Genomic DNA, 24,864 nt, shown 5'->3' on the forward strand with positions numbered 1-24,864 from the left:
TGCCACCTAGAAACTTATATAATACTACAAACATTAAAATAAAACTATGTCTAACGTCAAAGAAAAACTCTTTACCGAGTTTACGGCTCCAACCACACAAGAGTGGTTGGATAAGATTGAAGTGGACCTGAAAGGTGCCGACTTCCAGAAGCGACTCGTATGGAGAACGAATGAAGGCTTTAGCGTTCAGCCGTTCTATCGTCGAGAGGACCTGAAAGACCTCAAGGCCGTAGACTCTCTACCTGGTGAATTCCCATTTGTTCGTGGAAACAAGAAGGACTCTAACGAGTGGTATGTACGTCAGAACATCGAGGCTAGCGACCCAAAGGCCGCAAATGCTAAAGCTCTCGATGTGTTGAACAAAGGCGTGGATTCGTTGGGATTCCATATTCCTGGCCGTCTTGTGTCGATGGAAACCGTCAAGACTTTGCTCGATGGTATCTATTGCGATGTCATAGAGGTGAACTTCTCGACTTGTCAGCGTCATTCCCTTGAGTTGGCCGAGATCCTAAAAACCTATTGGCAGAAGAAGGGCTACGATAAGGATAAAATTGTGGGTTCTATAGAATGGGACCCCATGAAGAAGATGTTGCTTAAAGGCAAGGATGTATCACCTGTATTGGCTTTTGGCCCCAAGTTGGCCGAGTCGCTCAAGGAATATCCGAATTTCCGAGGCGTAGTGGTTCATAGCGACACGCTCAACAATGCCGGTGCTTACATCGTTCAGGAGTTGGGCTATGCACTGGCCTGGGGTAACGAGTATCTGCAGCAGCTCACCGATGCTGGTGTGGATGTGGATACGGCAGCCAAGAGCATCAAGTTTAATATGGGTGTCAGCGAAAACTACTTCATGGAGATTGCCAAGTTTCGTGCCGCCCGTCTGCTGTGGGCTCAAATTGTGAAGCAGTATGAGCCAAAGTGCGATTGCGCCTGCAAGATGATTATCAATGCTACCACTTCTACATATAATCAGACCTTGTTTGATAGTTATGTGAACCTGTTGCGTTCGCAGACAGAGGCAATGAGTGCTGCACTGGGTAGTGTGCATTCGATGGTGGTAACACCGTTTGACGCACCTTACGAGGAGGCTACCGATTTCTCAGAGCGTATTGCTCGCAACCAGCAGTTGCTCATCAAAGAGGAAAGCCACTTCGATCGTATCGTTGACCCATCAGCTGGATCTTATTATATAGAACATCTCACTGATGCATTGGCTCAGGAGGCTTGGAAAATATTCCTGAAGGTGGAAGAGGAGGGCGGCTTCCTGGCTGCCATCAAGGCTGGAACTATCCAGGATGACATCAATGCTACCAATGTGAAGCGCCATGGCGATGCTGCTAAACGCAAGGAGTTCTTGCTGGGTACCAATCAGTTCCCGAACTTCACCGAGAAGAGCGAGGGTAAGAAGGCCTACGAACATCATTGCGGTTGTGGTGGCGTGCACCATCATGGTGAAGATACTATTGCTTTCAAGACGATAGAATCCACTCGTTTAGCTGCTGACTTCGAGGACCTGCGTATCCATACTGAGGAAACCAAGGTGCCAACTGCCTTTATGTTGACTATCGGTAATCTGGCTATGCGTCAGGCACGTGCTCAGTTCTCTTGCAACTTCCTAGCATGTGCTGGCTATAAGGTAATTGACAATCTGGGCTTCAAGACGGTAGAAGAGGGTGTTGATGCTGCGCTGAAGGCTAAGGCTGACATCGTGGTTATCTGCTCGAGCGACGATGAGTATGCCGAGTATGCTATTCCTGCCTTCAAGTATCTGAATGGTCGTGCTATGTTTGTGGTGGCTGGTGCTCCTGCTTGCATGGAGGACCTGAAGGCCGCTGGCATCGAAAACTTCGTTCATGTGAAGTGTAACGTGCTCGAGACACTTAAGGAGTATAATGCTAAGTTAGGTATCTGAGCCCCCTAAGTTAGGGGGTTGGGGGTCTGACAAACGGACAGACTTCCAATCTTGATCTCAGAATAGTAATAATCAATTAAAAGGTGGTCGTTCAGACCCCCATCCCCCTAACTTAGGGGGCACATAGAAATTATGAGAAAAGATTTTAGAAATATTGATATCTATGCAGGCATCAAGGCTCAAGATGGTGCCAAGTGGATTAAAGATAATCATATAGAGGCCAACTGGAAGACGCCTGAGCATATTGAGGTGCGCCCGGTTTATACGAAGGAAGACTTGGAGGGTATGGAGCACCTCGACTTTACAGCTGGTATCCCACCGTATCTGCGTGGCCCGTATTCGATGATGTACCCCTTCAAACCTTGGACCATCCGTCAGTATGCCGGATTCTCAACTGCTGAGGAGTCGAATGCCTTCTATCGTCGTAACCTGGCTTCTGGTCAGAAGGGTCTTTCTGTAGCCTTCGACCTGCCTACACACCGTGGTTACGATCCCGATAATGCTCGCGTCGTGGGCGATGTGGGTAAGGCTGGTGTAAGTATCTGCAACGAAGAGAATATGAAGGTGCTGTTCTCTGGTATTCCTTTGAATAAGATGTCGGTGTCGATGACCATGAATGGCGCCGTGCTGCCCATCCTGGCATTCTACATTGTAGCTGGATTGGAACAAGGCGCTCAACTCGAAGAGATGGCAGGAACAATCCAGAACGATATCTTGAAGGAGTTCATGGTGCGCAACACCTATATCTATCCACCTGCATTCTCAATGAAGATTATTGCTGATATCTTCGAATATACTTCGCAGAAGATGCCTAAATTCAATAGTATCTCTATCTCAGGCTATCACATGCAGGAGGCTGGCGCTACTGCCGATATCGAGTTGGCCTACACCTTGGCTGACGGTATGGACTACCTGCGCACTGGCGTGAATGCTGGTATCGACGTGGACGCTTTTGCCCCCCGACTCAGCTTCTTCTGGGCTATCGGTATGAACCACTTCATGGAGATTGCCAAGATGCGTGCTGGTCGTCTGCTGTGGGCTAAGATTGTGAAGAGCTTTGGCGCCAAGAATCCCAAGTCGTTGGCACTTCGAACTCACTCGCAAACTTCTGGTTGGAGTCTTACTGAGCAGGATCCCTTCAATAACGTAGGTCGTACTTGTATTGAGGCTATGGCTGCTGTGCTGGGTCATACGCAGTCTCTGCATACCAACGCTCTCGACGAGGCTATCGCTCTGCCTACAGATTTCTCTGCTCGTATTGCTCGTAACACGCAAATCTATATACAGAACGAGACGAAGGTCTGCAAGCAAATAGACCCATGGGCTGGTTCTTACTATGTGGAGACGCTGACCAATGAGTTGGTTCACAAGGCTTGGGAGCACATTCAGGAGATTGAGAAGTTGGGTGGTATGGCAAAGGCCATTGAAACGGGCCTTCCTAAGATGCGTATCGAGGAGGCTGCAGCCCGTACTCAAGCTCGTATCGATAGTGGTGTGCAGACCATCGTTGGCACCAACAAGTATCGTTTGGAACATGAAGATCCTATCGATATCCTCGAGGTTGATAATACCGCTGTACGCAAGCAGCAGGAGGAGAACCTGAAAGAGGTGCGCAGTAAGCGTGATGAGGCTGCTTGTCAGGCTGCACTCAAGGCTATCACGGAGTGTGTGCGCGACTTTAATGAGGGACGAAAAAGCGAGAATAACTTGCTCGACTTGGCTGTCAAGGCTGCCCAGTTGCGATGCACATTGGGCGAGATTTCAGATGCCTGCGAGGAAATCGTAGGTCGTTATAAAGCAATAATTAGAACAATTTCAGGCGTGTATAGTTCAGAATCAAAGAATGATAGCGACTTCGAGTTGGCTTGCAAGCTGACAGATGAGTTCGCAGAGAAGGAGGGTCGCCGTCCTCGTATCTTCATTGCCAAGATGGGACAGGATGGTCACGACCGTGGTGCAAAGGTAGTGGCAACAGGTTATGCCGATTGTGGTTTCGATGTGGATATGGGGCCATTGTTCCAGACACCTGCTGAGGCTGCCCGTGAGGCGGTAGAGAACGATGTTCATGTGGTAGGCGCCTCTTCATTGGCTGCCGGCCATAAGACGCTGATACCTCAGCTCATAGAGGAACTGAAGAAGCTGGGTCGTGAGGACATCATGGTGATTGCCGGTGGTGTGATACCCGCTCAGGACTACGACTTCCTCTATAAGGCTGGTGTGGCAGCTATCTTCGGTCCAGGTACTTCTGTGGCTAAAGCCGCTGTCGAGATGATGAAGATTTTGCTGGATAAAGAATAGAAGTAACTTTATAACATTATAAAAGGAGGAGTCATCCTGTGTTGGATGGCTCCTCCTTTTATATTGTATGATAGTGAAGTTACTCTTTGATGTTTGGCTCCTCAAGACCCAGATTCTTCTTCTTGTCAACAGCCTTCAGAAGAATACCCAGCAAGAGGGCTGCAACACCTAAAGAAGCCAACATGATGAGCGGAGCAGTATAGTCGAGCTCTGTAGCACTGACTCCCTCGGGGTTGGTAGCGTCGAGTACCTTACCGATGAGCATGGGGAATAGCCACAAACCGATGTTCTGAATCCAGAAAATCAGCGCATAGGCAGAACCGATGACCTTGGCATCAACCAACTTGGGCACTGAGGGCCACAGTGAGGCGGGAACCAGTGAGAAAGAAGCACCCAGCACCAGAATGGTGGCGTAGGCGATAATCACACCACCAACGGCACTGCCTTTGAAGAGAGGCAGAACAAAGGCGAAGGTGAGGTGACAACCAATCAGCAGCAGTGAGCCCAGTACGAGCATGCTGACAGCTTTTCCTTTGTGATCGAGATAGCTACCCAGGATGGGCGTGATGAGCACGGCCAGCAGGGGGAACACAGCGAAGATGCTCTCTGCGGTTTGGCGCATGAAGCCCATGTAGCAGTAAATGACGAGTGATACGATAGAAAGACACAGCAGACAGTAGCGGCGGGTCTTGTCTTTCTGGAAGTTGCTGGCAAAACCAGCGGCTGCAACCACCAACATGATGACATACTGCCAGATAGTAACTGACTCACTAGCCCAGAAAGAACCGGCCTCTGGCTGAGTGAGGGTCAGGTTGCACTGCAACATGTTGACGGCATATTTCTGGAAGGGGAAGATAGCTGAATAGTAAAGTACGCAAAGCAGGGCTACAATCCAGAAACCGCTATCGGTCAGAATCTTGCCCAGGTCACTGATCTTGAAGGGGTCATCTTTTTCTTCAGCTTCACCGGTCTGTGCATCGAGCTTCTGGTCCATCACGAAATAAACAATCGTCATGATGACGGCAATACACATCAGTACAACACCGAAAGCTACCGAACGGCTGACACTCACTTCGCCACCCAAACGGGCAAAGAAGGGCGAGAAGATCATACAGGTGGCTACACCCAGACGAGCCAAAGCCATCTCTGAACCCATAGCCAGTGCCATCTCGCGGCCTTTAAACCACTTCACGATACCACGACTGACAGTGATGCCGGCCATCTCGCAACCGCAACCGAAAATCATGAAGCCGCAGGCGGCAAACTTAGCCGAGGCGGGCATACCTTCATAGAAGGGGCTGACACCCAGTTCGTCGAAGAGAGGAATGTAGTTCAGGTTGTTGTTAAACCAAGTCTCCAAAGCACTCCCAGCGAATGCTTCGCTTACGGCGTACCACTTGACGATGGCACCAACGAGCATGACAACAGTAGAGAGAAGCATGGTGAAACGAACACCCATCTTGTCGAGAATGATACCGGCAAAGATGAGGAAGAAGGCAAACACGTTGAGGAACACCTCAGAGCCTTGCATCGTACCGAAGGCGGTAGAGTCCCACCCACGGGTCTCTTGCATCAGGTCCTTGATGGGAGAGAGGATATCCATGAAAATGTAGGCACAGAACATAGCCAGTGCCAAGAGAAGCAAAGCGGTCCAGCGCATGGCAGCACTGTCGCGTAGAGTCTTTTGAATTGTTTGTGTCATATGTTTATAATTTATTTTTTCAACCATTTATCCAGCCACTCGAAGTAGGTGCGCTGCCACAGAATGCCGTTCTGAGGTTTCAGTACCCAGTGGTTCTCGTCAGGGAAGATGAGCAGTTCGGCTTCGATACCGCGCATGCGAGCTGCATTGAAGGCACTCATACCCTGTGTGGCATTGATGCGATAGTCTTTCTCACCATGGATGACAAGAATAGGTGTATCCCACTTATCTACGAAACGATGGGGAGAGTTCTCGTAGGTTTTCTTAGCGCGAGGCGACTGGTCTTTGTTCCAGTAAGCATCGTCATACTCCCAGTTAGAGAACCAGTTTTCCTCGGTTTCGGTGTACATAGCCTCGAGGTTGAAAGCTCCATCGTGGGCAATGAAACACTTGAAGCGCTTGTCGTGATGACCAGCCAGGTAGTAAACAGAGAAACCACCAAACGAAGCACCTACAGCGCCAAGACGGTCGCGATCAACATACGACAGACTGTCGCAGGCAAAGTCGATAGCAGACAGATAGTCGTTCATACACTGACCAGTCCAGTCGCCACTAATCTCCTCAAGCCATTCCTGTCCGAAGCCGGGAAGACCACGACGGTTTGGTGCAACAACTACGTAGCCCTGAGAGGCCATGATAAAGAAGTTCCAACGATAGCTCCAGAACTGAGAAACGGGACTCTGAGGACCGCCTTCGCAGAAGAGCAGGGTGGGGTACTTCTTGTTCTTATCGAAATGAGGAGGCAGGATAACCCATGTGAGCATCTCTTTGCCATCGGTGGTCTTCACCCAATACTGTTCTACAGATGGCTTGCCCAGTTGGTCAAGAATTTCCTTGTTGACCTCGGTAATCTGAGTAATCTTTGTGTCGCTGATACTATCACCAGGAGTTACTGTATAGAGGTCGGCAGGCTCCAGATAAGAGTGACGCTCGGCCAGAATCTGCTTGTCGTTCAGCATCTGCAGCGAACCAAAGTCGGCCCAGTCTTTACTCAGCTGAGTAACCTCACCTTGAACGTTGGTGCGATAGAGATTCTCGGTGGCGTGCCATACACCTATATAATATAATGTACGTGAGTCAGGAGCCCAACAGAAATCGTCAACGCTAGAATCGAACGACTCTGTGACGAAGGTCTTGGCGTTGGCATGACGGTCTTTGGCAACGATGCTGAGATCGCATACGCAAAGGCGGTTGCGATCGCTCTCATAGCCATCGCGCTTCATTGAAAGCCAAGCTACATAGCGTCCGTCGGGCGAGAATTTGGGGTTGATATCATAGCCCACGTTGCTGTCTTTTACGTCAGCATGCTGGTTGATATACTGATTCTTCAGTGATTTTGTGGGATTGCAGATTCCGTCAGGAGAACCTATATATCCGCCATCTGACACTACTCCAAACTCACTACCTTTACACAGATTAATTGTCTTGTCTAAGTCGGCACTCTCCACGTCGTAAAGGAAGATGTCGCTATCCGTAGAGATGCTATAGCTGATGCCTGTCTTTGTGCGACAAGTGAAAGCGATGAACTTAGAATCGGGGCTCCATGCCAACTGCTCCATACCGCCGAAAGGCTCCATCGGACACTCGTAGGGTTCGCCTTCGAGGATGTCCTTTCCTTCGTTGGTAATCGTGAGGTTGTCATCCACGTTGAATACAAAGGGATGCAGGATGCTTTCTACATAGTGATCCCAGTGACGATACATCAGGTCGGTTACCACGCGACCTGTGGTTTTGGGCAGGTCGGCAGGCTTCTCTTTGATAATCTCGTTGAAAGGAATGCTTTGTAGCACGATGACCTTTTTCTGGTCGGGCGAGAACATGAAGCCCTCTGCCTTTCCTTCAGTGTTAGAGAGTTGCTTGCGGCCAGAACCTTTGAGGTCCATTTTCCATACTTCGCCACCTTTCAGGAAGGCAATAGTCTCATTGTCGAGCCACTGAGCGTCAGTCTCATTATCTGCATCTTCGGTGAGCTGCTTTTGTTCTGAGCCGTCGGCATTCATCATCCAAAGTACTTGATGACTCTTGTTCTCTTCTACACTATAGTAACCCATCTGGAATACGATATGTTTACCATCGGGCGAAGCCTGATAGCTACCAATTCGACTCATGGCCCAGAGTGCTTCTGGGGTCATTTGGTCGTTTTCCAACTGGATTGTCTGCTTTTGGATGTTCACTTGGTCGTTGTCTTTCTGTGTGCCACATGCTATCAGCATCATGACTGCTGCGGCAGTTGTTAGTATATGCTTCATACTCTATCAGATTTGGTCGTATGGTGTTGACTGTTTTTTTATTTCTTTCTAACAGGGTCGCAGGTGAGTCCACAGCCGAGTTTCTTGAATATCTTGCGGTCAACCTCGCTGAGCATCACGGTGCTGTGAACTTGACAACCACGTAGTTGTGGCAATTGCTCAAGTGCCTTGCGGCAGTTCTCGTCGTCGGGTGACAATACGGAGAGTGCTACGAGAACCTCGTCGGTATGCAGACGTGGGTTTTTGCCTCCCAGATATTCAATTTTGGTCTTCTGCACAGGCTCGATGAGACTCTGAGGAATCAGTTTTACCTCGTGGCCGATACCAGCCAGATGCTTCATGGCATTCAGCAACAATGCTGCGCTGCATCCCAGAAGAGGGCTCGACTTAGAAGTGATGATGGTTCCATCTTCCAGTTCCATAGCTGCGGCGGTCTGCTCGGTCAGCTCCTGTTTGGCTGCGGCAGCAACCGTCACGCGGCGATAGGCGGTAGTGATCTTCGCCTGGTTGAACAGCATGAGAATCTTGTTGACCTCGCGTTCGTTGTCGATACCATCGGCCATCTTATTGGTGGCATCATAGTAACGGCGAATGATTTCGTCGCGGCTGGCCTGACAGCAAACCTCATCGTCGCTGATGCAGAAGCCAACCATGTTGACACCCATATCGGTGGGCGACTTATAGGGGTTCTCACCATAAATACCTTCGAACAATGCATTCAGCACAGGGAAGATTTCGATGTCGCGATTGTAGTTGATAGCAATCTTGTCGTAGGCATCCAGATGGAATGGGTCGATCATGTTAACATCGTTCAGGTCGGCCGTGGCAGCCTCATAGGCAATGTTGACGGGGTGCTTCAAAGGCAGGTTCCACACGGGGAATGTCTCGAACTTAGCATAACCGGCACGTACACCACGCTTGTTCTCGTTGTAAAGCTGAGAGAGACAAACGGCCATTTTACCAGAACCAGGTCCTGGTGCTGTGACGATGACCAGTTCGCGTGAGGTCTCCACATAATCGTTCTTGCCGAAACCTTCATCGCTGGCAATGAGTTCCACGTTGTGGGGATAGCCATCGATAAGATAGTGAACGTACGATTTGATGCCCATTCGTTCCAGTCGATGACGGAACTGGTCGGCAGCCTTCTGACCATTGTAGTGTGTAATGACGACAGAGCCTACCATGAAGTCGCGATTCATAAACTCTTCGCGAAGACGGAGCACATCCTCATCGTAGGTGATGCCGAGGTCGGCACGTACCTTGTTCTTCTCGATGTCTTCTGCGCTGACCACAATAACAATCTCCAGTTGGTCGCGCAGTTGAGCAAACATGCGCAGTTTTGAATCGGGCTTGAATCCTGGCAATACGCGAGAAGCGTGGTGGTCGTCAAACAGTTTGCCACCTAACTCCAGATATAGTTTGCCGTTAAACTGTGCTATTCGCTCACGAATATGCTCTGATTGTATCTTCAGATACTTCTCATTGTCAAATCCAATCTTCATTTGTTTGTGAATGTGTTTATGGTTTATTTCTTATATCCGTTCTGACGTTGACGCTGCAATTCCTCGGCCTGTTTCTGCATAGCCTCCAGGCGGGCAGCCAGTCCGCTTTGCTTCTTGGGATTGTTCTTGTTCTCCTTATAGCGTGCTTCAAGGATAGCCAGCAGTTTGGCATCGTCTGTTGTCTTGCGCAGTGTCCACATGATGGCTGCAGAGAAGAACAGAGAGATGAAGTAGTAGAAGTTCAGACCAGCAGAGTAGTCGTTGAACATGAAGAAGAACATGAGTGGCATGAGGTACATCATCCATTGCATCATCTTCATCTGCTCGGCCTGCTGACCTACCATCTGATCGCGCTGCTGACGCATGGTCATATAGCTATAAAGGATATTAGATACGCAGAAAAGGATACACGTCAGTGAGAGATGATCGCCAATACCCCAAATATGGGTTCCCCATTCCACGATGGGGTCGTAGGTTGACAGGTCGTTGATCCACAAGAAAGACTCGCGACGCAGCTGGATGGCATTAGGCACAAAGTTGAACATTGCAATCCAGATAGGCATCTGAATAAGCATGGGCAGGCAACCTCCAAGAGGAGAAACACCATACTGTGCGTAGAGCTGCATCATGGCCTGTTGCTTTTGCATCTGGTCTTCTGGCTTGTTGTATTGCTTTGTAGCTTCGTCGAGTTTGGGTTTCAGCACGCGCATCTTTGCGCTAGAGAGATAGCTCTTTTTTACCATGGGGAAGGTGATGGCCTTCAGCAAGAGAGTAATGAGAATGAGTACGATACCCATGTTGAATCCAAACTGGGTGAGGAAGTCGAATACGTAAAGTGTAAACCAACGGTTGATGATGCGGAAGAGGGGCCATCCCAGATATACAAGCTGTTCGAGGTCAAGGTCTTTGCCGAATGTGCTCTGCTCCTCGACGCTCTGAATCAGACGGAAATCGTTAGGACCGATATACATCTCAAACTCAGAAGCTTCCTTACCCGTGGGATCGAACTTTGTTGTCAGTTCTGCCTGATAGTGCTTCAGGAAACCAGTACCTTTCTCCTGTGGGGTGCTTACCAAATGAGCGCCTTTTTGGAAATCATCTTTCGCAATGAGAACAGCAGAGAAGAACTGGTTCTTGAATGCAATCCAATCGAGTGCTTTTTCTGTTGTTTCTTCATCTTCTGAAGTCTCGCTCAGATAGTCAGTATCACCCTCTGTCTCTTTGTAGGTTAGGGTAGAGTAGCGATTCTCGAACATGAAACCTGCTTCTTGCTGGCGGCATGAGTCCTGCCATTGGATGGTCATATCCTTCAGTGTAGAACTGAAGTGCTTGCTCATGTTCTGAGCCTGTACAGACATGTGGAGCATATAGTTAGGTCCCAACTCGTAGTTGATTTGCAATTGTCCACCGTCGTTGGTCTCTGCAGTCATCACCAGCTTCTGGTCACCTTCCTTATGAGCCGTGAAGTATAGGTTTTGTGTGTTGATATTGTCTTCCTTACCATCGATGACAAAGTTCATCTGCTGTCCTTCGCTGGTGAAGAGCGTTACGTCGGCGTTGTTGTCACGATCTTCGAAGTTCAAGATCTTGGCACTTGCCAGCGAGCCTCCCTTGGTGTTGAAGCTCAGAACCACCTTGTCGTTGCTGAGTGTCACAACTTCGTTCTTGCCATTCATGGCATTGTAGAACAGGGCAGCACTATCGACAACGGCTTCTGTTTTTGCAGCGTTAAGTGCTTCTTCTTTCTGTTGTTCTGCATTTGCCTGTATTTGCGCAATGCTATCCTGCTGTCTCTGATAGGCATCTATCTCTTCTTGAGTGGGTTGAGACCACCAGTTAAACAAAACTAATAAAACCGCAATAAGGGCAAATCCCGTAAGAGTGTTTTTGTTCATTTTTATTTGATATAATGTGATTACTTCTTATAAAACAAGGTGCAAATTTACAACTTTTTTTTGATAACTAATGTCTAATCATTTACTTTTTTGGAGTTTATAACATATTAAATGCAATGCTTATTAATGGGGTAAAACATCTCTGCATATATCTGACTTACAGAAAAGTGCCACTTTAGTCATGGAAAAGTTACTGTTTTCCGATGCTAAAGTGGCACTTTTATGGTGCAAAAGCTATGCTTTTACATAGGGATAGTTGTTATTTTATCAAGTCAAAGCTACGTTTCAGGAACTTATCCAGCGACTCGCCTTTCAGCATACCATTCTGAAGCAAAGCCAGGTCGATAAGCTGGTGCACGATGGTGTTCTTCTGGGCATAATCGCTGATAAGCTGTTCTTTCTTCTTTTTCAGATCGTCGATAGTGCTCTGAGTCTTGGTCTTGTCGTCTTTTTCTTCCTGAGTAATCTCTTCGGGCTTCTTCTTCTCAGTTTTCTGATTGAGTGCAGCCATACGCGCTTCTTGTCCTTTCAGCTCGCTCTCGATAGGATTGAGGTCGGCGGAGAGTGCAGATTGTGCTTCGTTGAGCACCTCCTTGATAAGGCGATGATCGCTGTTCAGTACCAGATTGAATGAGTCTGGCATCTGCCCATAGAAGCTCATACCGCTCTGATAGCGGCTCATTTCCTTCATGCGTCGCATCCATTCGTTTTGAGTAATCACAACAGGGCGCTGCTCCTCGCCAAGGCTGTTGACCTCTACGAGGAACTCTGCTTTCTCCAGTTTTGGCATCTGTGACTGGAATACGGCTGTCAAATTGTCACGCTCGTTGTCTGCCAGAGTGCACTTGGGCGCGTCGTCTTTCTGAATCAGGTGATCCACGGTGTCTGCGTCCACACGAGTGAAGCGGCTCTTCTCGAATTTCTGTTCCAGGGTCTGGATGCAGGGAACGTCGAGCTGTCCGTCAAACAAGAGCACTGAGTAGCCCTTGTCTTGTGCGGCCTTGATGTATGAATACTGCTCGTTGAGATTGGTGGCGTAGAGATAAATCAGGTTGCCGTCCTTATCTTTCTGTGTAGTCTCAATCAGGGTCTTGTATTCATCAAAGGTGAAGTACTTGCCTTCGCTGTCCTTGAACAGAGAGAAGTCTTTGGCACGATCATAGAAGTTCTCCTCGGTAAGGATGCCGTAGTTGATAAAGATCTTGAGGTTGTCCCATTTCTCCTCAAAGGCCTTGCGGTCTTCGTTGAAGATAGCCTTAAGTCTATCAGAAACCTTCTTGGTGATATAGGTTGAAATCTTCTTTACCTCACGGTCGCTCTGCAGGTATGAACGGCTCACGTTCAGAGGAATATCTGGCGAGTCGATAACACCATGAAGCAGGGTGAGGAACTCAGGTACAATGCCTTCAACCTGATCTGTTACAAATACTTGGTTGCAGTAAAGCTGAATCTTGTTCTTCTGCAGCTCCAGGCTATTGTTGATCTTGGGGAAGTAAAGAATACCCGTCAGGTTGAATGGGTAGTCCACATTCAGGTGAATCCAGAACAGAGGCTCGTCCTGCATGGGGTAGAGTGTGCGATAGAAAGACTTGTAGTCCTCGTCTTTCAGCGTAGAAGGAGTCTTTGTCCACAGGGGCTCTACATTATTGATGATGTTGTCCTCTGCTGTTTCCACCTGTTTGCCGTCTTTCCATTCGGTCTTTTTGCCAAAGGCCACGGGTACGGGCAGGAACTTGCAGTATTTATTCAACAGACCTTCCAGCTTGTTCTTCTCCAGGAAGTCCTTGTTGTCATCGTCGATGTAGAGGATAATGTCTGAACCATGATCTGCACGTTCGGCATCGTCAATCTCGTAGGCAGGACTGCCATCGCAGCTCCATTTCACGGCCTTTGAACCTTCCTTCCAAGACTTAGTGATAATTTCTACTTTCTTTGATACCATGAAAGAAGAGTAGAAACCCAATCCGAAGTGACCGATGATGTTGTTGGCATTATCTTTATACTTCTCCAGGAATTCGGTGACGCCCGAGAAAGCAATCTGGTTGATATATTTGTCGATCTCCTCCTCAGTCATTCCGATACCATGATCACTAATGGTAATAGTACCTTTCTCGGTGTCAAGGTTCACGCGAACTGTCAGGTCGCCAAGTTCTTCTTTGTATTCACCCTTTTCGGCAAGTGTCTTCAACTTCTGTGTGGCGTCAACAGCATTGCTGACCATCTCACGAAGGAATATTTCCTGATCGCTATAGAGAAACTTTTTGATGACGGGGAAAATGTTCTCTGTCGTAACCCCGATGTTACCTTTTTGCATGATATAATTAATTTAACGTCTGCTCAAGTCTTTGCAAATACCGTGCCAAAGACAGGAGTTGAAAGTTGAAATAAAAAAAGAAAGAAAAAGTGCTTTTTGTTTTGTGATTTTGATTATAATGTTTATCTTTGCAACATAGATTTAAATGCTAACCAACTAAATTTATATTTTATGAAGAAGAAATTTATATGCGCTGTTTGTGGATATATCTATGAAGGCGAGTCAGCACCCGAGAAGTGTCCTATTTGTAAAGCACCAGCTTCTAAGTTCTCTGAGTTAAAAGAGCAGGCCGGCGAAGTGACATATGCTACTGTTCACCGTCTGGGTGATGGTAAGATTGAGGGCGTGCCCGAAGAAATGATTAATGAGTTGCGCAACAACTATCACGCAGAATGCAGCGAGGTCGGTATGTATCTGGCCATGGCTCGTCAGGCTGATCGTGAAGGTTATCCTGAAATTGCCGAAGCCTACAAGCGTTATGCTTTCGAGGAGGCTGATCATGCTAGTCGTTTTGCAGAACTGCTGGGCGAAGTGGTCTTCGATACCAAGACTAATTTGGAGAAGCGTGCCGCTGCAGAGGAAGGCGCTTGTGCCGATAAGTTTGAGCTGGCAAAGCAGGCCAAGGCAATGGGCTTCGATGCTATCCATGACACCGTTCATGAGATGGCAAAAGACGAGGCTCGTCATGGAGCAGGCTTCTCTGGTTTGCTAAAGCGCTACTTTGGTAAGTAATTATATAATAAAATAAGGAATAATCCGTTTTGTCTATATGATGAAACGGATTTTTTTATTCTCAATTATACTGTCAGCACTATTCTCCTGCTCAGATGATGACTTGTTTACCACAAGTCAGTCGGCTTTGTTGAACTTCTCAACAGACACCGTTAAGGTAGATACCGTCTTTACGTCTATCGGTTCGCGGATGTATGACTTTTGGGTCTATAACTCCAATAAGGAAGGTGTTCGATTAAAAACGGTACGACTGCGAAATGGCAACCAATCGGGTTTTCGTGTAAATGTAGATGGTAGCTACCTCGACAATTCTTTAGGCTCCGTGGTATCTGATTTAGAAATTCGTAAGGGTGACAGTATTCGTGTGTTCGTAGAGTTGACAGCACCAGAGAACAAAAGCACAATGCCGCAAACGATAGAGGATGATATCCTGTTTCAGTTGGAAAGTGGCATCCAGCAAAAGGTGAACCTTAGAGCCGTTTCATGGGATGCTGATATAAAAAAAGATTGGGTCATAAAATCAGATACCGTCATAGAAAGCGCTCGTCCTATCGTGATTTATGGCAGTTTGACAGTAGATAGCGCCGCTTTATTGAATATCAGGAATACCACACTATACTTTCATGATGGTGCTGGGGTAGAAGTCTATGGTACGATGTTTGCCAAAAACGTGGTCTTTCGTGGCGACAGACAAGATCATATGTTCGATTATCTGCCGTATGATCGCGTGAGTGGTCAGTGGAAAGGTATTCGTTTACATAGCTCATCAACGGAAAATGTGATTCTGAATTCCGAGATTCGTAATGCCGTCAATGGCCTGGTGTGTGACTCTGCTGAATATACCGAGAGCGACTGCCGGTTGTATATGGATCATACCATCGTGCACAATAGCAAGGGACATGGGGTAGAGCTTTTTAATGCTTATGCAGAGTTTTTGAATTGTCAGTTTACCAATGCTCAGGGAGATTGCTTCTCTGTTCATGGTGGATTGGCTTTGATAAACTCATGTACTTTTGGACAATTCTATCCATTTGCTGGCGGTAGAGGCGCCGCTCTTCGCTTCTCCAATTATTATAAAGACTATAATTATCCGCTTGTAGGTCTGCAAATGAAAAATTCTATTGTCACGGGCTATGATGAGGATGTGGTGATGGGCGAGTCGAAAGATACTACTGTGGCATATAGTTATTACTTCGAGAATACACTTCTTCGTACGCCAGAGATCAAAGACTCTGTATTTCAGACTTTTGTCAACGTAAAATGGGAGAGTCCTAAAGATTCTATTCAGGGAAAACAACACTTTGTGCTGATTGATGAAGATAATCTAAAGTACGATTTCCATCTTGATTCTCTCTCGACGGCAAAAGGAATGGGCTGCTATTAAATCTTGTTGATATCTACATATCCATGCATCACGGCATAGATCGTAAGAGCCGAAACACTCTTAAAGCCTAGCTTGTCCATGATGTTTTTTCTGTGTGTAACAACAGTGGCTAACCCAATGTGTAGCTTCTCTGCTATTTCCTTGTTGATATAACCTTGCACAATCAAGGAAATAACTTCGATTTCTCGGGTGGAAAGGATGTTCTTTCTAAGTGCCTCAGGCATCTCTGGCAGATTTTTCCCGTGACTATGACCATGCTGCTCGAGCATGAGTAGAGATCTTACCAATTCGTGTTCTGGCACGTTGATACACATCGAGTGGAATTCCTTGAGCTGGCTGCTGTCTTCTCGTGACATCGTAAGAACAATCGTCTTTTTCCTGTATTCTCGGAAAAATTCAATATGCTCAAGGACTAAATTCATAGATACAAAAAAGTGCGCATATTTTTCGTGGTGATTGGCTGCCAGTTCTGCCAAAGAATTGTATGTGTCAATCTTTAAAATTGGCAATACATTCTGCAGCAACTGTTTCAGTCCTAAAACAGCTAATGTGTTCGAATCAACGATTGCAATATGTGGACGTTCCTTGTATGAATTCATAATCAGTTTGCAAAGGTACTACTTTTTTCAATTTGTACCAAGAATGTTGTTTTGAAAAAATATAAAAAAGTAGCCTAATCATTAAATTATATTAAATATCATATTGGTGGAGTGCAAAAATGTTGGAGGCTATAATAAAAATGTATATATTTGCACCGTGTTTTTCATGGTATTAGATTATTAAGGTTAATTTTGAAGATTGTGAGTCGTGAGACAGACAATCTTCTTTCGAAACCATTTGCATCGATTCTTTGAATGCAAAGGTAACAAAAGAGGAAACCTGTGAAGGTTTCCTCTTATTTCTTTTTATCAACTTTGAAATCGGGGCAGAAGCATTGGTTTCGCATGACAAAAGCGGCATGGTCAATGTTCAATACTCATTGTTTAATGAGGTAAAAGTGGCGCTATTGCGATGTTATTCGATAAGTTTTGTGTCGAATCTAGACTCTAGAACGCGTGATTCTAGAGTCTAGATCTGATTATTCTAAAGTCTGGAACTGGCTATTCTAGAGTCTAGAATCACGCGTTCTAAAGTATAGGATAGGAGCAAAGGCTAAACTATTCTTTTGTTTCTTTAGTCTCTTTAGCTTTCTGTTCGTCTCGTTTTCTGGGCTTACTGATGCGGAACAGATCGCGAATGCCATTAAAGTCCTTTTTCATGATGAGACCTATGCCCTGGGTGTTAAGTGAAGAACGTGTGAAATATCTATCGTTTGTTTGATTATACACCTTGAGAGCTAAGTTACCATTAGGGTACAGCAGGTAGCGCAGGCTGAAGTCGCCAATGAATGAGGGCGTTGCTTGCTTGGCATTGTCGCGGTAGCCAAACTGACCATTCACGAGTAAGCGGTTGTTGAGCATCTTACCGCTAACCAGACCTTCGTACTCGGCGTTGTTCCAACCTTCGTTGCCTGTTGAGATGTTAGCACCAAAGTTCCAGTCGTTGGAGTTGACAACCTGAGACAAGAGTTGGTTAATCTGTGTAGATACCGTACCAGACAAGAAACTCTGCATCGCAAGCTGAGTTTGTCCATACTGCTGTTGTTCTGCATTATTAGCTCCTTGCGTATAGAAACGGCCTATACCTAATAGATAAAGTACTTGCTGATTCATTTCTTGTTCGCTGGTAATCACCGAACGAATCATCTGCTTTTCCTCGCTATTGACATTAGGTATGTCTAAGTCGAAGTCAATGCGCGGAGAACCGGCTGTTCCGGTGATGTTCATCAGACAGTTGACCCTTACGGTATTAGAGAAGGAGTTACCGATGTTCAAATCGGAAAGTGAAACGCCATTCACGGTGTATAGTGCCTGGAGGTTCAGGTTGGCTTCGAAAGGATCTCCTCTGAAACTAATAGTTCCGTTGGGCTGGAAGTTGAATGTTTTCTTGATGATGTTTTGTATGGTTATACCATAGGTACCTTCCTCAACACCATAGGTTCCAAACATGGTGAATGCGCCTTTGTTATAGAACTGTGCTCTCAGTATGCCATTGCCCCTAAGTGAGATGTTGTCACCGGTATTCTGGTCCATTAGAAGCTTCAGTGTGGCATCAGGTGTGGCGTTGATCAGAAAGTTGATATAAAGGTTCGATTGGTTGTTCTGGTTTGTCGAGCCCTGTTGAATCTCTACAAAGTCGTCTGTCAGGTCTTTGTTTCTCGAAGACCAAGTGATGAAGTTCTGCTGATTGATAGCATCGGGGTTTGCAGCGTTATAGCTGAAAGTAGAACCGCGAGTGGGGGTCACGTTGCAATTGATAACGATTTCATCATTGTGTCCGTGCAGGTCAACTTTTCCATTCGCATAAACTGTACCGCAGATGGTGCTTCCGTCCTCATAAGTCGGGAAATCGTATGCCAGCAAGTTGTCTGCCTCAATGTCAAAATCGAATGTGAAGTTTGAGATGTGGTCGTGATGAACACCGCCAGTCAGTCTTCCTACGTGATGATTGGTGTCGAAGATTTTAAAGTCCTTAAACTGAATATCGTTTTCTACCAGATGAACGGTGTCGCCCTCGATGGTATAGGTAGTGCCTAAGGCTGTTACAGAGACTTTACCATCTACGGCAACATCACCCAGTAGGTTCATTTCGCCAAACGATCCCACTACTTCTACAAAGCCATGACCTCGTCCAGAGATGTCTTTCAGAAAACTGGAGGTGAACGACTTACAGAATTCAAGACTGGTGCCTTCGGCGTTTATCTTGAGGTCGATATTGCTGTGGACAGGTGATACGTAGCCTTTGATTTTTGTTCTAGCTAGCAGGCTCTCAATGCTTACGGCGTCAATATCGATCTGCTGCTTCTGCTTGTTCCATTCTGCTTTTGCGAAGAGTGTTCCCATGCCGCCATTCTGGAAGTGGAAGTCTGCTACTTCCAGATCAGCTTTTGCACCGAATTCGCCAAAGATGTTATTCGCATAGACCTTTCCAGAGGCTTTACCCGCGAAATCTACCGAATGGAAGTTGACCAAGTCAAGAATGTATTCAACGTCCATTTGATTTAAATCCAGCGTAATGGTATCAGCAGGATTGTTTGAAGCAACACCGTCGATGTTGAGATGCTGCTCTCCATGCGATATATTAAAATGGTCGATGATCAAGTGATTGTCTGAGTACAGAATATCACATGGCTCAAGATTCCAGTCGGCTCCTCTTAGGTGCATCAATGACGGAAGCACACGTACTTGGGCCTCAGCTTTGCCTGTCTCGTTGGTGTAAAGCTGTGTAATGGTGTTGATGGTGCCATACATAGCCTGGGTGTGGTCACTGCTCCAGCGTGTGCTGTTGTCCCATGTTAAGGAATTTGTAATCAGGTTGTCGGACGCCTTGGATGTTAGCGATAATAAAGTACGGCGTCCGTTGTCCATGATTTTATTGAGTTCTAATTCGCAGAAAGCGGTATCTTTTTCTGTCGTCAGATGAATGAATCCATCCTGATATGGAGCGTCGTTATAGGTGAAAGAGGGGAACTGACCATAGATGTCTAACTCGTTGGAAAGATCATTGAGCTTGGCTTGAAGGTGCGCAGGCTTGTTAATTATTATGTGTATGCCCAATAACTTTTCAAGCCATTCGGTTTCTGTCAGATATATCTCTAGTTCAAAGTCGTTGTGGGGTTGGGACTTGGACTGAGGTAATCCGGGTAGAGTGGGGAGCTTAGATGCAATATAATTAATGAAACTCTGGGGCAAGGTCTGCCATTCAAAGTGACCTTTGAGTAAGATCTCGCCCATGTCTCCCTTAATGTTTAGGAAGTGGTTCTTGTCTTCGTTATAGCCTGATGTAATATTAAGATTCTCAATATTATAAATTCTTTTTGATAAAGAATCATTTGTGGTCATCAGAAAGTTGCTGATGTTGATATTTCCTTCTGCATTGTTGGGGGTGGTAGCCCGGAAGTTAGCGTCGATTGATGTGGAGAAAGATACGTTCCCCCACTGGTTGGATAAGTTGAGTGCTTCGGGGGCCAGTTTGGCGATAAGACCGCTAAGTCTGAAGTTGGATTTTGCTGACTTGTTCCATGCACCATTGAGGTTAACTTGTAAATTATGATCATTAATTTGAATGGCACCATCTATTTCTGTAGGACGATATGTACCATTGATGTTGATGTTGTGATAGCTATAGTTGTTGTAATCGAACCTCGATATATCAGCGTTCACTTTTGCTTGTGTAGTTGTTCCGCTGATATTGATGTTTGAAGATATAAGCCCCAGGTGATTATCGTTCAGGAGTTTTCCAAGGTTTAAACTGTCTGACTTGATAACGGATGTAATTTTTTTATCGGGCGAAATAGAACCTTTTATTGTTGCGTGACCAATGCCGGTTTGGATGATGCCTTTAGCCTCCAAAAGACCGTTGTGTGATTGTCTAGCCTCTCCAGATATGTTGATGTCATTGAGACGCACCAATAATTCCGGAATCTCTTTGAAGTTTTCGTGCAGCTTTACGATGAGGGAATTGTCTATGTGTAGGTTGTTGATTCGTGTCTGCCACGCCAGTTTTTTAGCTTTCCAGTCTATTTGTCCGTCGCCCTCAAAGCGCAGTTCTTCAGGGATAGAGATCTTAGTGCTTTGAAGAGATACATAGTGTGAGCCACCAATGACGGTTGTCTCAAAGTCTATGGGCTCGTTGAATGGCTTTAACTTCTTGTCAATACTTGCAAGGTCAGACAGCGTGATATGCGAATGACTGAACGCACCTTGCATGTTCTTCATGTTTCCACCTTCGTAATTGATGGTCCATTGGGGGGCCAGAATGTTGGTGTTAGGCAGTTCTAAACGGAAATTACGAATAGTAGCTTGGTGATCGTTGGCTTCGTATAATGCCGAGATGCGACTTACAACCAGTCCTGACTGCTCGTTGAACGTCAGTCGTTTCAGGTTGACGTTGATAGAGTCCTTCGACAGACTCTTCAACATGACGTGTGCGCTCACATCATTAATATATAGATGGTTTAAGTTTAGTTGCCCAGGTGTTACTGGCTTGTCATATCGGTCGTATTTGATGCTTGAACGCCTTACTATCAAAGATTTGATTATAAGGTCGAGTTTTGACGAAGAATTATCATCTTTAGAAGATAGAGAGTCGATGACAAACTGATAGTTGGGACCTGTCAAAGAGTCCTTCTGGTACAATACTGCGTTTGCATTGAAAAGTTGAGCGGAAGAGATCTGCAGTTTTCCTTCCATCAATGATAGCGGGTTGAACTTCACGGATAAGCGTCCTGCCTTTAGCATCTCGGTATTCTGCTGATCTTTCACCACCACGTCATCGATGATGATACGTGTGAAAAAGCCTAGGTCAACTCGTCCTATAGATACCTCTGTGCCAATCTTTTGACCTAAAAAAGAAGCCATTCTCCTTCCAATGCCATCCTGAATTACTGGCATCTGAATGAGAACTAAAAGAGACATATAGAGCGCCACGATGCTCCATATTGTCCAGTTGGTTATATGTTTAAGCCGCTTCAAACTGATAAACCGAGATAGCAAAAGTTTTGCTTTCGTCTTTTTTCAGTTGCAAAATTACGACAAAAAGTTTTTATTCCCACATTTTTCGGTGAATATTTGTTCCCTATATTACTAATTTTTATTAATTTTGCACCGCTAAAAGAATAGACTTTAATTAATTCTCATTGATTATATATGGCAAATGTTATTAAGCTACGCAAAGGCTTAGACATTCATCTTCAGGGGAAAGCGAAGGAAACGAAACTGGACCTCAAATCGAACGGCAAGTATGCTTTGGTACCCGACGATTTTGAGGGAGTTACGCCCAAAGTGATTGTCCGTGAAGGTGACGTTGTCAAGGCCGGGGATGCCTTGTTTGTAAACAAGCTCTATCCCGAAGTTCGTTTTGCCTCTCCAGTCAGTGGTAAAGTTACCGCAGTGGAACGTGGCGAACGTCGCAAGGTGCTCTGTGTGAAAGTAGAGGCCGATGCTCAACAACAGTATGTGGATTTTGGTAAGAAGGACGTGTCAAAGATGGACGGCAAGGCCGTTGTTGACGCTCTGCTCGAAGCTGGTATCTTTGGATACATCAATCAGCTTCCTTATGCCATCTCCACCAATCCCTCGGTGATGCCGAAGGCTATCTTTGTTTCTGCACTTCGTGACAAGCCCTTAGCTGGCAGTTTTGATTTCGAAGTGAAAGGTCAGGAGCAAGATTTCGTAACTGGTTTGCAGGCATTGTCTAAGATTGCTAAGACTTATTTGGGTCTTGGTGTTCAGCCCGACCTTCAGTCTAAGTTGCAGCAGATGAACGTTGAAAAGGACGTCGAGGTAACTGTGTTTGACGGCAAATGCCCTGCAGGTAACGTAGGCGTTCAAGTTAATCACCTTAATCCAGTAAACAAAGGTGAGATCGTTTGGACTATTGGTGATCCTACAGTAGTTCTCTTTATTGGTCGTCTTTTCAATACTGGCAAGGTTGATCTTACTCGTACTGTTGCTCTTTGTGGTAGCGAAGTGACCAACCCCTGCTATGTTGATATGAAGGTGGGAGAGGAGTTGTCAACGTTGCTCAGCAACAGTTATGACAATTCTCATTCTGTTCGTGTAATCAATGGTAACGTGCTGACGGGTCGCCAGACTTCAAAAGATGGCTTCCTCGGAGCTCATACTTCAGAGATTACTGTTATCCCCGAGGGTGACGACAACGATGAGATGCTGGGATGGATTATGCCCCGCTTTAATCAGTTCTCTGTAAACCGCAGCTATTTCTCTTGGCTGTTTGGTAAGAAAGAGTATGCTTTGGATGCCCGTGTTAAGGGTGGCGAGCGTCACATGATTATGAGTGGAGAGTATGACAAAGTGCTGCCTATGGATATCTATGGCGAATACCTGATCAAGGCGATCATTGCTGGCGACATCGACAAGATGGAGCAGTTGGGTATCTACGAGGTTGCTCCCGAGGACTTTGCGCTTGCTGAGTTTGTTGACTCTTCAAAACTTGAACTTCAGCGCATCGTTCGTGAAGGTTTGAATAATTTACGTAAAGAAAACGCATAATAGACGATGAAAGCAATAAGAAATTACTTAAATAAGATTAAGCCGAACTTCGAAGAGGGCGGCAAGCTGCACGCTTTCCGTAGTCTGTTCGATGGTTTCGAGACCTTCCTCTATGTGCCTAACACCACATCGACGAAAGGTGTACACATCCACGATGCCATCGACTCGAAGCGTATTATGAGTATGGTAGTTATCGCTCTGATGCCTGCTATGCTGTTCGGTATGTATAATGTGGGATATCAGAATGCCATTGCCTCAGGTTTGGATGCTTCCTTCATGGATATGTTCATCTTTGGCTTCCTGGCTGTTCTTCCCAAAATCCTCGTTTCTTACATCGTAGGTCTGGGTATCGAGTTTGCCTGGGCACAGTGGAAGGGCGAGGAGATCCAGGAAGGCTTCCTTGTAAGTGGTATCCTGATTCCTCTGATTGTTCCTGTAAACTTGCCTCTTTGGATGCTGGCTATCGCCGTTGCTTTTGCCGTTGTTATTGGTAAGGAGATCTTCGGTGGTACAGGTATGAACATCTTTAACCCCGCATTAATGGCACGTGCCTTCCTGTTCTTTGCCTATCCTCAGAAAATGACAGGTGATCAGGCTTGGATTGCTAATAGTCCTATCTTTGGTTTTGGTGGTCAGGTGCCCGACGGATTCTCTGGAGCTACACCTCTTTCACACCTGGATAGCTATGCCTTCAATATGGATGCTGTAACAGGTTTGATTCCTGGCTCAATTGGTGAGACTAGCGTTATTGCTATTGCCATTGGTGCAGTTATTCTTCTCTACACAGGCATCGCTTCTTGGAAGACCATGTTCAGCGTCTTCGCTGGTGGTATTCTGGCAGGTTTGCTGTTCGAGAGCCTTGAAATGACTCCAATTCATTGGTACGAGCACATCGTCCTGGGCGGTTTCTGTTTCGGTGCTGTGTTCATGGCAACCGATCCTGTTACCTCATGTCGCACGGAGTGTGGTAAGTGGATCTATGGCTTCCTCATTGGTGTTGTTGCCATTGTGGTTCGTGTCATGAATCCTGGTTTCCCCGAGGGCATGATGTTGGCTATCCTGCTGATGAATATGTTTGCTCCTACGATTGACTACTTCGTGGTTGACCGCAATATTACGAAACGTTTGAAGAGAGGAGGTAATAAATGAAACTGAATACAAATTCCAATACGTACATTATTGTATATAGTACGGTGCTTGTACTGATTGTGGCTTTCCTCTTGGCCTTCGTGTCGCAGAGCTTGAAGCCTCAGCAGGACAAGAATGTGGCTCTCGATCAGGAGAAGCAGATTCTGAATTCACTGAACCTTCGTGGTCTTTCAGACGACGAAGCACATGCTACCTATGAGAAGATTGTGACCTTCGACGAGGCGCAGAATGTATATGTCTGCACTTTGGAGAATGGTGATGTGAAGTATGTTCTTCCTTTGAAGGGACAGGGCATGTGGGGTGGCATCAGTGCATTCCTGTCAGTAGATAGTGATAAGAACACCATCTATGGAGCCTATTTCAATCATGAAAGTGAGACAGCTGGTCTTGGTGCTGAAATCAAGGATAACCCTGATTGGCAGGCTAAGTTCCATGGCAAGAAGATTTTTGCCGATGAGAGCAAAGAGACACTTGCATTGTCTGTCGAGAAAAACGTGAACAACGAGACAACGGTTGATGCTGTTACAGGTGCTACCGTGACCTCTACTGCTGTGAGCAAGATGCTGCAGGAGCAGTTGACTAAGAAGTACTTGGACTTTTTAAAGAACTAAGACT

General features: G+C 46.1%; 14 protein-coding genes. 7 read left to right on the forward strand and 7 right to left on the reverse strand.

The window, feature by feature from the left end:
* Window positions 1–46: 46 nt before the first annotated feature.
* The gene (mutA, locus tag T496_RS0104595) at window positions 47–1,912 is read left to right on the forward strand and encodes a methylmalonyl-CoA mutase small subunit (protein ID WP_027449701.1); all 1,866 of its coding nucleotides are present in this window, start codon (window positions 47–49) and stop codon (window positions 1,910–1,912) included.
* Window positions 1,913–2,044: 132 nt separating this feature from the next.
* Window positions 2,045–4,210: a methylmalonyl-CoA mutase gene (gene scpA, locus T496_RS0104600; RefSeq protein ID WP_027449702.1), complete on the forward strand. Its 2,166-nt coding sequence runs from the start codon at window positions 2,045–2,047 to the stop codon at window positions 4,208–4,210.
* A 79-nt stretch (window positions 4,211–4,289) separates the two neighbouring features.
* Here scpA and T496_RS0104605 read toward each other — a convergent pair whose 3' ends face one another.
* The 5 genes from T496_RS0104605 to htpG form a co-directional block, all read right to left on the reverse strand.
* Window positions 4,290–5,912, reverse strand: a complete 1,623-nt coding sequence (locus T496_RS0104605; RefSeq protein ID WP_027449703.1) for an MFS transporter — start codon at window positions 5,910–5,912, stop codon at window positions 4,290–4,292.
* Window positions 5,913–5,923: 11 nt separating this feature from the next.
* A complete protein-coding gene (locus T496_RS0104610) occupies window positions 5,924–8,161 on the reverse strand; it encodes a S9 family peptidase (RefSeq protein WP_027449704.1) in 2,238 nt (745 codons plus the stop codon).
* Window positions 8,162–8,199: 38 nt separating this feature from the next.
* The gene (locus T496_RS0104615) at window positions 8,200–9,663 is read right to left on the reverse strand and encodes a DUF1846 domain-containing protein (RefSeq protein WP_027449705.1); all 1,464 of its coding nucleotides are present in this window, start codon (window positions 9,661–9,663) and stop codon (window positions 8,200–8,202) included.
* Between the two features lie 23 nt (window positions 9,664–9,686).
* The gene (gene yidC, locus T496_RS0104620; RefSeq protein ID WP_027449706.1) at window positions 9,687–11,558 is read right to left on the reverse strand and encodes a membrane protein insertase YidC; all 1,872 of its coding nucleotides are present in this window, start codon (window positions 11,556–11,558) and stop codon (window positions 9,687–9,689) included.
* A gap of 259 nt (window positions 11,559–11,817) precedes the next feature.
* A complete protein-coding gene (gene htpG, locus T496_RS0104625) occupies window positions 11,818–13,872 on the reverse strand; it encodes a molecular chaperone HtpG (RefSeq protein ID WP_027449707.1) in 2,055 nt (684 codons plus the stop codon).
* Between the two features lie 171 nt (window positions 13,873–14,043).
* On the opposite strand from htpG, the gene T496_RS0104630 reads away from it, so the two are divergent.
* Together T496_RS0104630 and T496_RS13475 are read left to right on the forward strand one after the other, a co-directional pair.
* A complete protein-coding gene (locus T496_RS0104630; protein ID WP_027449708.1) occupies window positions 14,044–14,604 on the forward strand; it encodes an NADH peroxidase in 561 nt (186 codons plus the stop codon).
* 37 nt (window positions 14,605–14,641) lie between these two features.
* On the forward strand, window positions 14,642–15,988 hold the full coding sequence (locus T496_RS13475; protein ID WP_052342077.1) for a right-handed parallel beta-helix repeat-containing protein: 1,347 nt from the start codon (window positions 14,642–14,644) through the stop codon (window positions 15,986–15,988).
* Here T496_RS13475 and T496_RS0104640 read toward each other — a convergent pair.
* Together T496_RS0104640 and T496_RS13480 are read right to left on the reverse strand one after the other, a co-directional pair.
* Window positions 15,985–16,587, reverse strand: coding sequence for a helix-turn-helix transcriptional regulator (locus T496_RS0104640; protein ID WP_027449709.1), 603 nt, complete (start codon window positions 16,585–16,587; stop codon window positions 15,985–15,987). The two genes, T496_RS13475 and T496_RS0104640, sit on opposite strands and share 4 nt — an antisense overlap.
* Before the next feature lie 558 nt (window positions 16,588–17,145).
* Complete coding sequence (locus T496_RS13480) at window positions 17,146–21,447, reverse strand: translocation/assembly module TamB domain-containing protein (RefSeq protein ID WP_052342078.1); 4,302 nt, start codon at window positions 21,445–21,447, stop codon at window positions 17,146–17,148.
* Window positions 21,448–21,735: 288 nt separating this feature from the next.
* On the opposite strand from T496_RS13480, the gene T496_RS0104650 reads away from it, so the two are divergent.
* The 3 genes from T496_RS0104650 to T496_RS0104660 are packed head-to-tail and all read left to right on the forward strand — an operon-like array spanning window position 21,736 to window position 24,860.
* Window positions 21,736–23,100 (forward strand): Na(+)-translocating NADH-quinone reductase subunit A, encoded by a 1,365-nt coding sequence (locus T496_RS0104650; protein ID WP_027449710.1) that lies wholly within the window; start codon window positions 21,736–21,738, stop codon window positions 23,098–23,100.
* A 6-nt stretch (window positions 23,101–23,106) separates the two neighbouring features.
* The gene (locus T496_RS0104655) at window positions 23,107–24,249 is read left to right on the forward strand and encodes an NADH:ubiquinone reductase (Na(+)-transporting) subunit B (protein ID WP_027449711.1); all 1,143 of its coding nucleotides are present in this window, start codon (window positions 23,107–23,109) and stop codon (window positions 24,247–24,249) included.
* A 2-nt stretch (window positions 24,250–24,251) separates the two neighbouring features.
* Window positions 24,252–24,860 (forward strand): FMN-binding protein, encoded by a 609-nt coding sequence (locus tag T496_RS0104660; RefSeq protein WP_027449712.1) that lies wholly within the window; start codon window positions 24,252–24,254, stop codon window positions 24,858–24,860.
* Window positions 24,861–24,864 lie beyond the last annotated feature (4 nt).

Origin of the sequence: Xylanibacter brevis P6B11, from assembly GCF_000621825.1 — a bacterium.
In the GTDB taxonomy this organism is placed as follows: Bacteria; Bacteroidota; Bacteroidia; order Bacteroidales; family Bacteroidaceae; genus Prevotella; species Prevotella brevis.

Bases quoted from the DNA above. Each gene is read 5' to 3' on its own strand.
- mutA (WP_027449701.1), top strand. From the start codon at position 47: ATGTCTAACGTCAAAGAAAAACTCTTTACCGAGTTTACGGCTCCAACC.
- scpA (WP_027449702.1), top strand. From the start codon at position 2,045: ATGAGAAAAGATTTTAGAAATATTGATATCTATGCAGGCATCAAGGCT.
- T496_RS0104605 (WP_027449703.1), bottom strand. From the start codon at position 5,912: ATGACACAAACAATTCAAAAGACTCTACGCGACAGTGCTGCCATGCGC.
- T496_RS0104610 (WP_027449704.1), bottom strand. From the start codon at position 8,161: ATGAAGCATATACTAACAACTGCCGCAGCAGTCATGATGCTGATAGCA.
- T496_RS0104615 (WP_027449705.1), bottom strand. From the start codon at position 9,663: ATGAAGATTGGATTTGACAATGAGAAGTATCTGAAGATACAATCAGAG.
- yidC (WP_027449706.1), bottom strand. From the start codon at position 11,558: ATGAACAAAAACACTCTTACGGGATTTGCCCTTATTGCGGTTTTATTA.
- htpG (WP_027449707.1), bottom strand. From the start codon at position 13,872: ATGCAAAAAGGTAACATCGGGGTTACGACAGAGAACATTTTCCCCGTC.
- T496_RS0104630 (WP_027449708.1), top strand. From the start codon at position 14,044: ATGAAGAAGAAATTTATATGCGCTGTTTGTGGATATATCTATGAAGGC.
- T496_RS13475 (WP_052342077.1), top strand. From the start codon at position 14,642: ATGATGAAACGGATTTTTTTATTCTCAATTATACTGTCAGCACTATTC.
- T496_RS0104640 (WP_027449709.1), bottom strand. From the start codon at position 16,587: ATGAATTCATACAAGGAACGTCCACATATTGCAATCGTTGATTCGAAC.
- T496_RS13480 (WP_052342078.1), bottom strand. From the start codon at position 21,447: ATGGCTTCTTTTTTAGGTCAAAAGATTGGCACAGAGGTATCTATAGGA.
- T496_RS0104650 (WP_027449710.1), top strand. From the start codon at position 21,736: ATGGCAAATGTTATTAAGCTACGCAAAGGCTTAGACATTCATCTTCAG.
- T496_RS0104655 (WP_027449711.1), top strand. From the start codon at position 23,107: ATGAAAGCAATAAGAAATTACTTAAATAAGATTAAGCCGAACTTCGAA.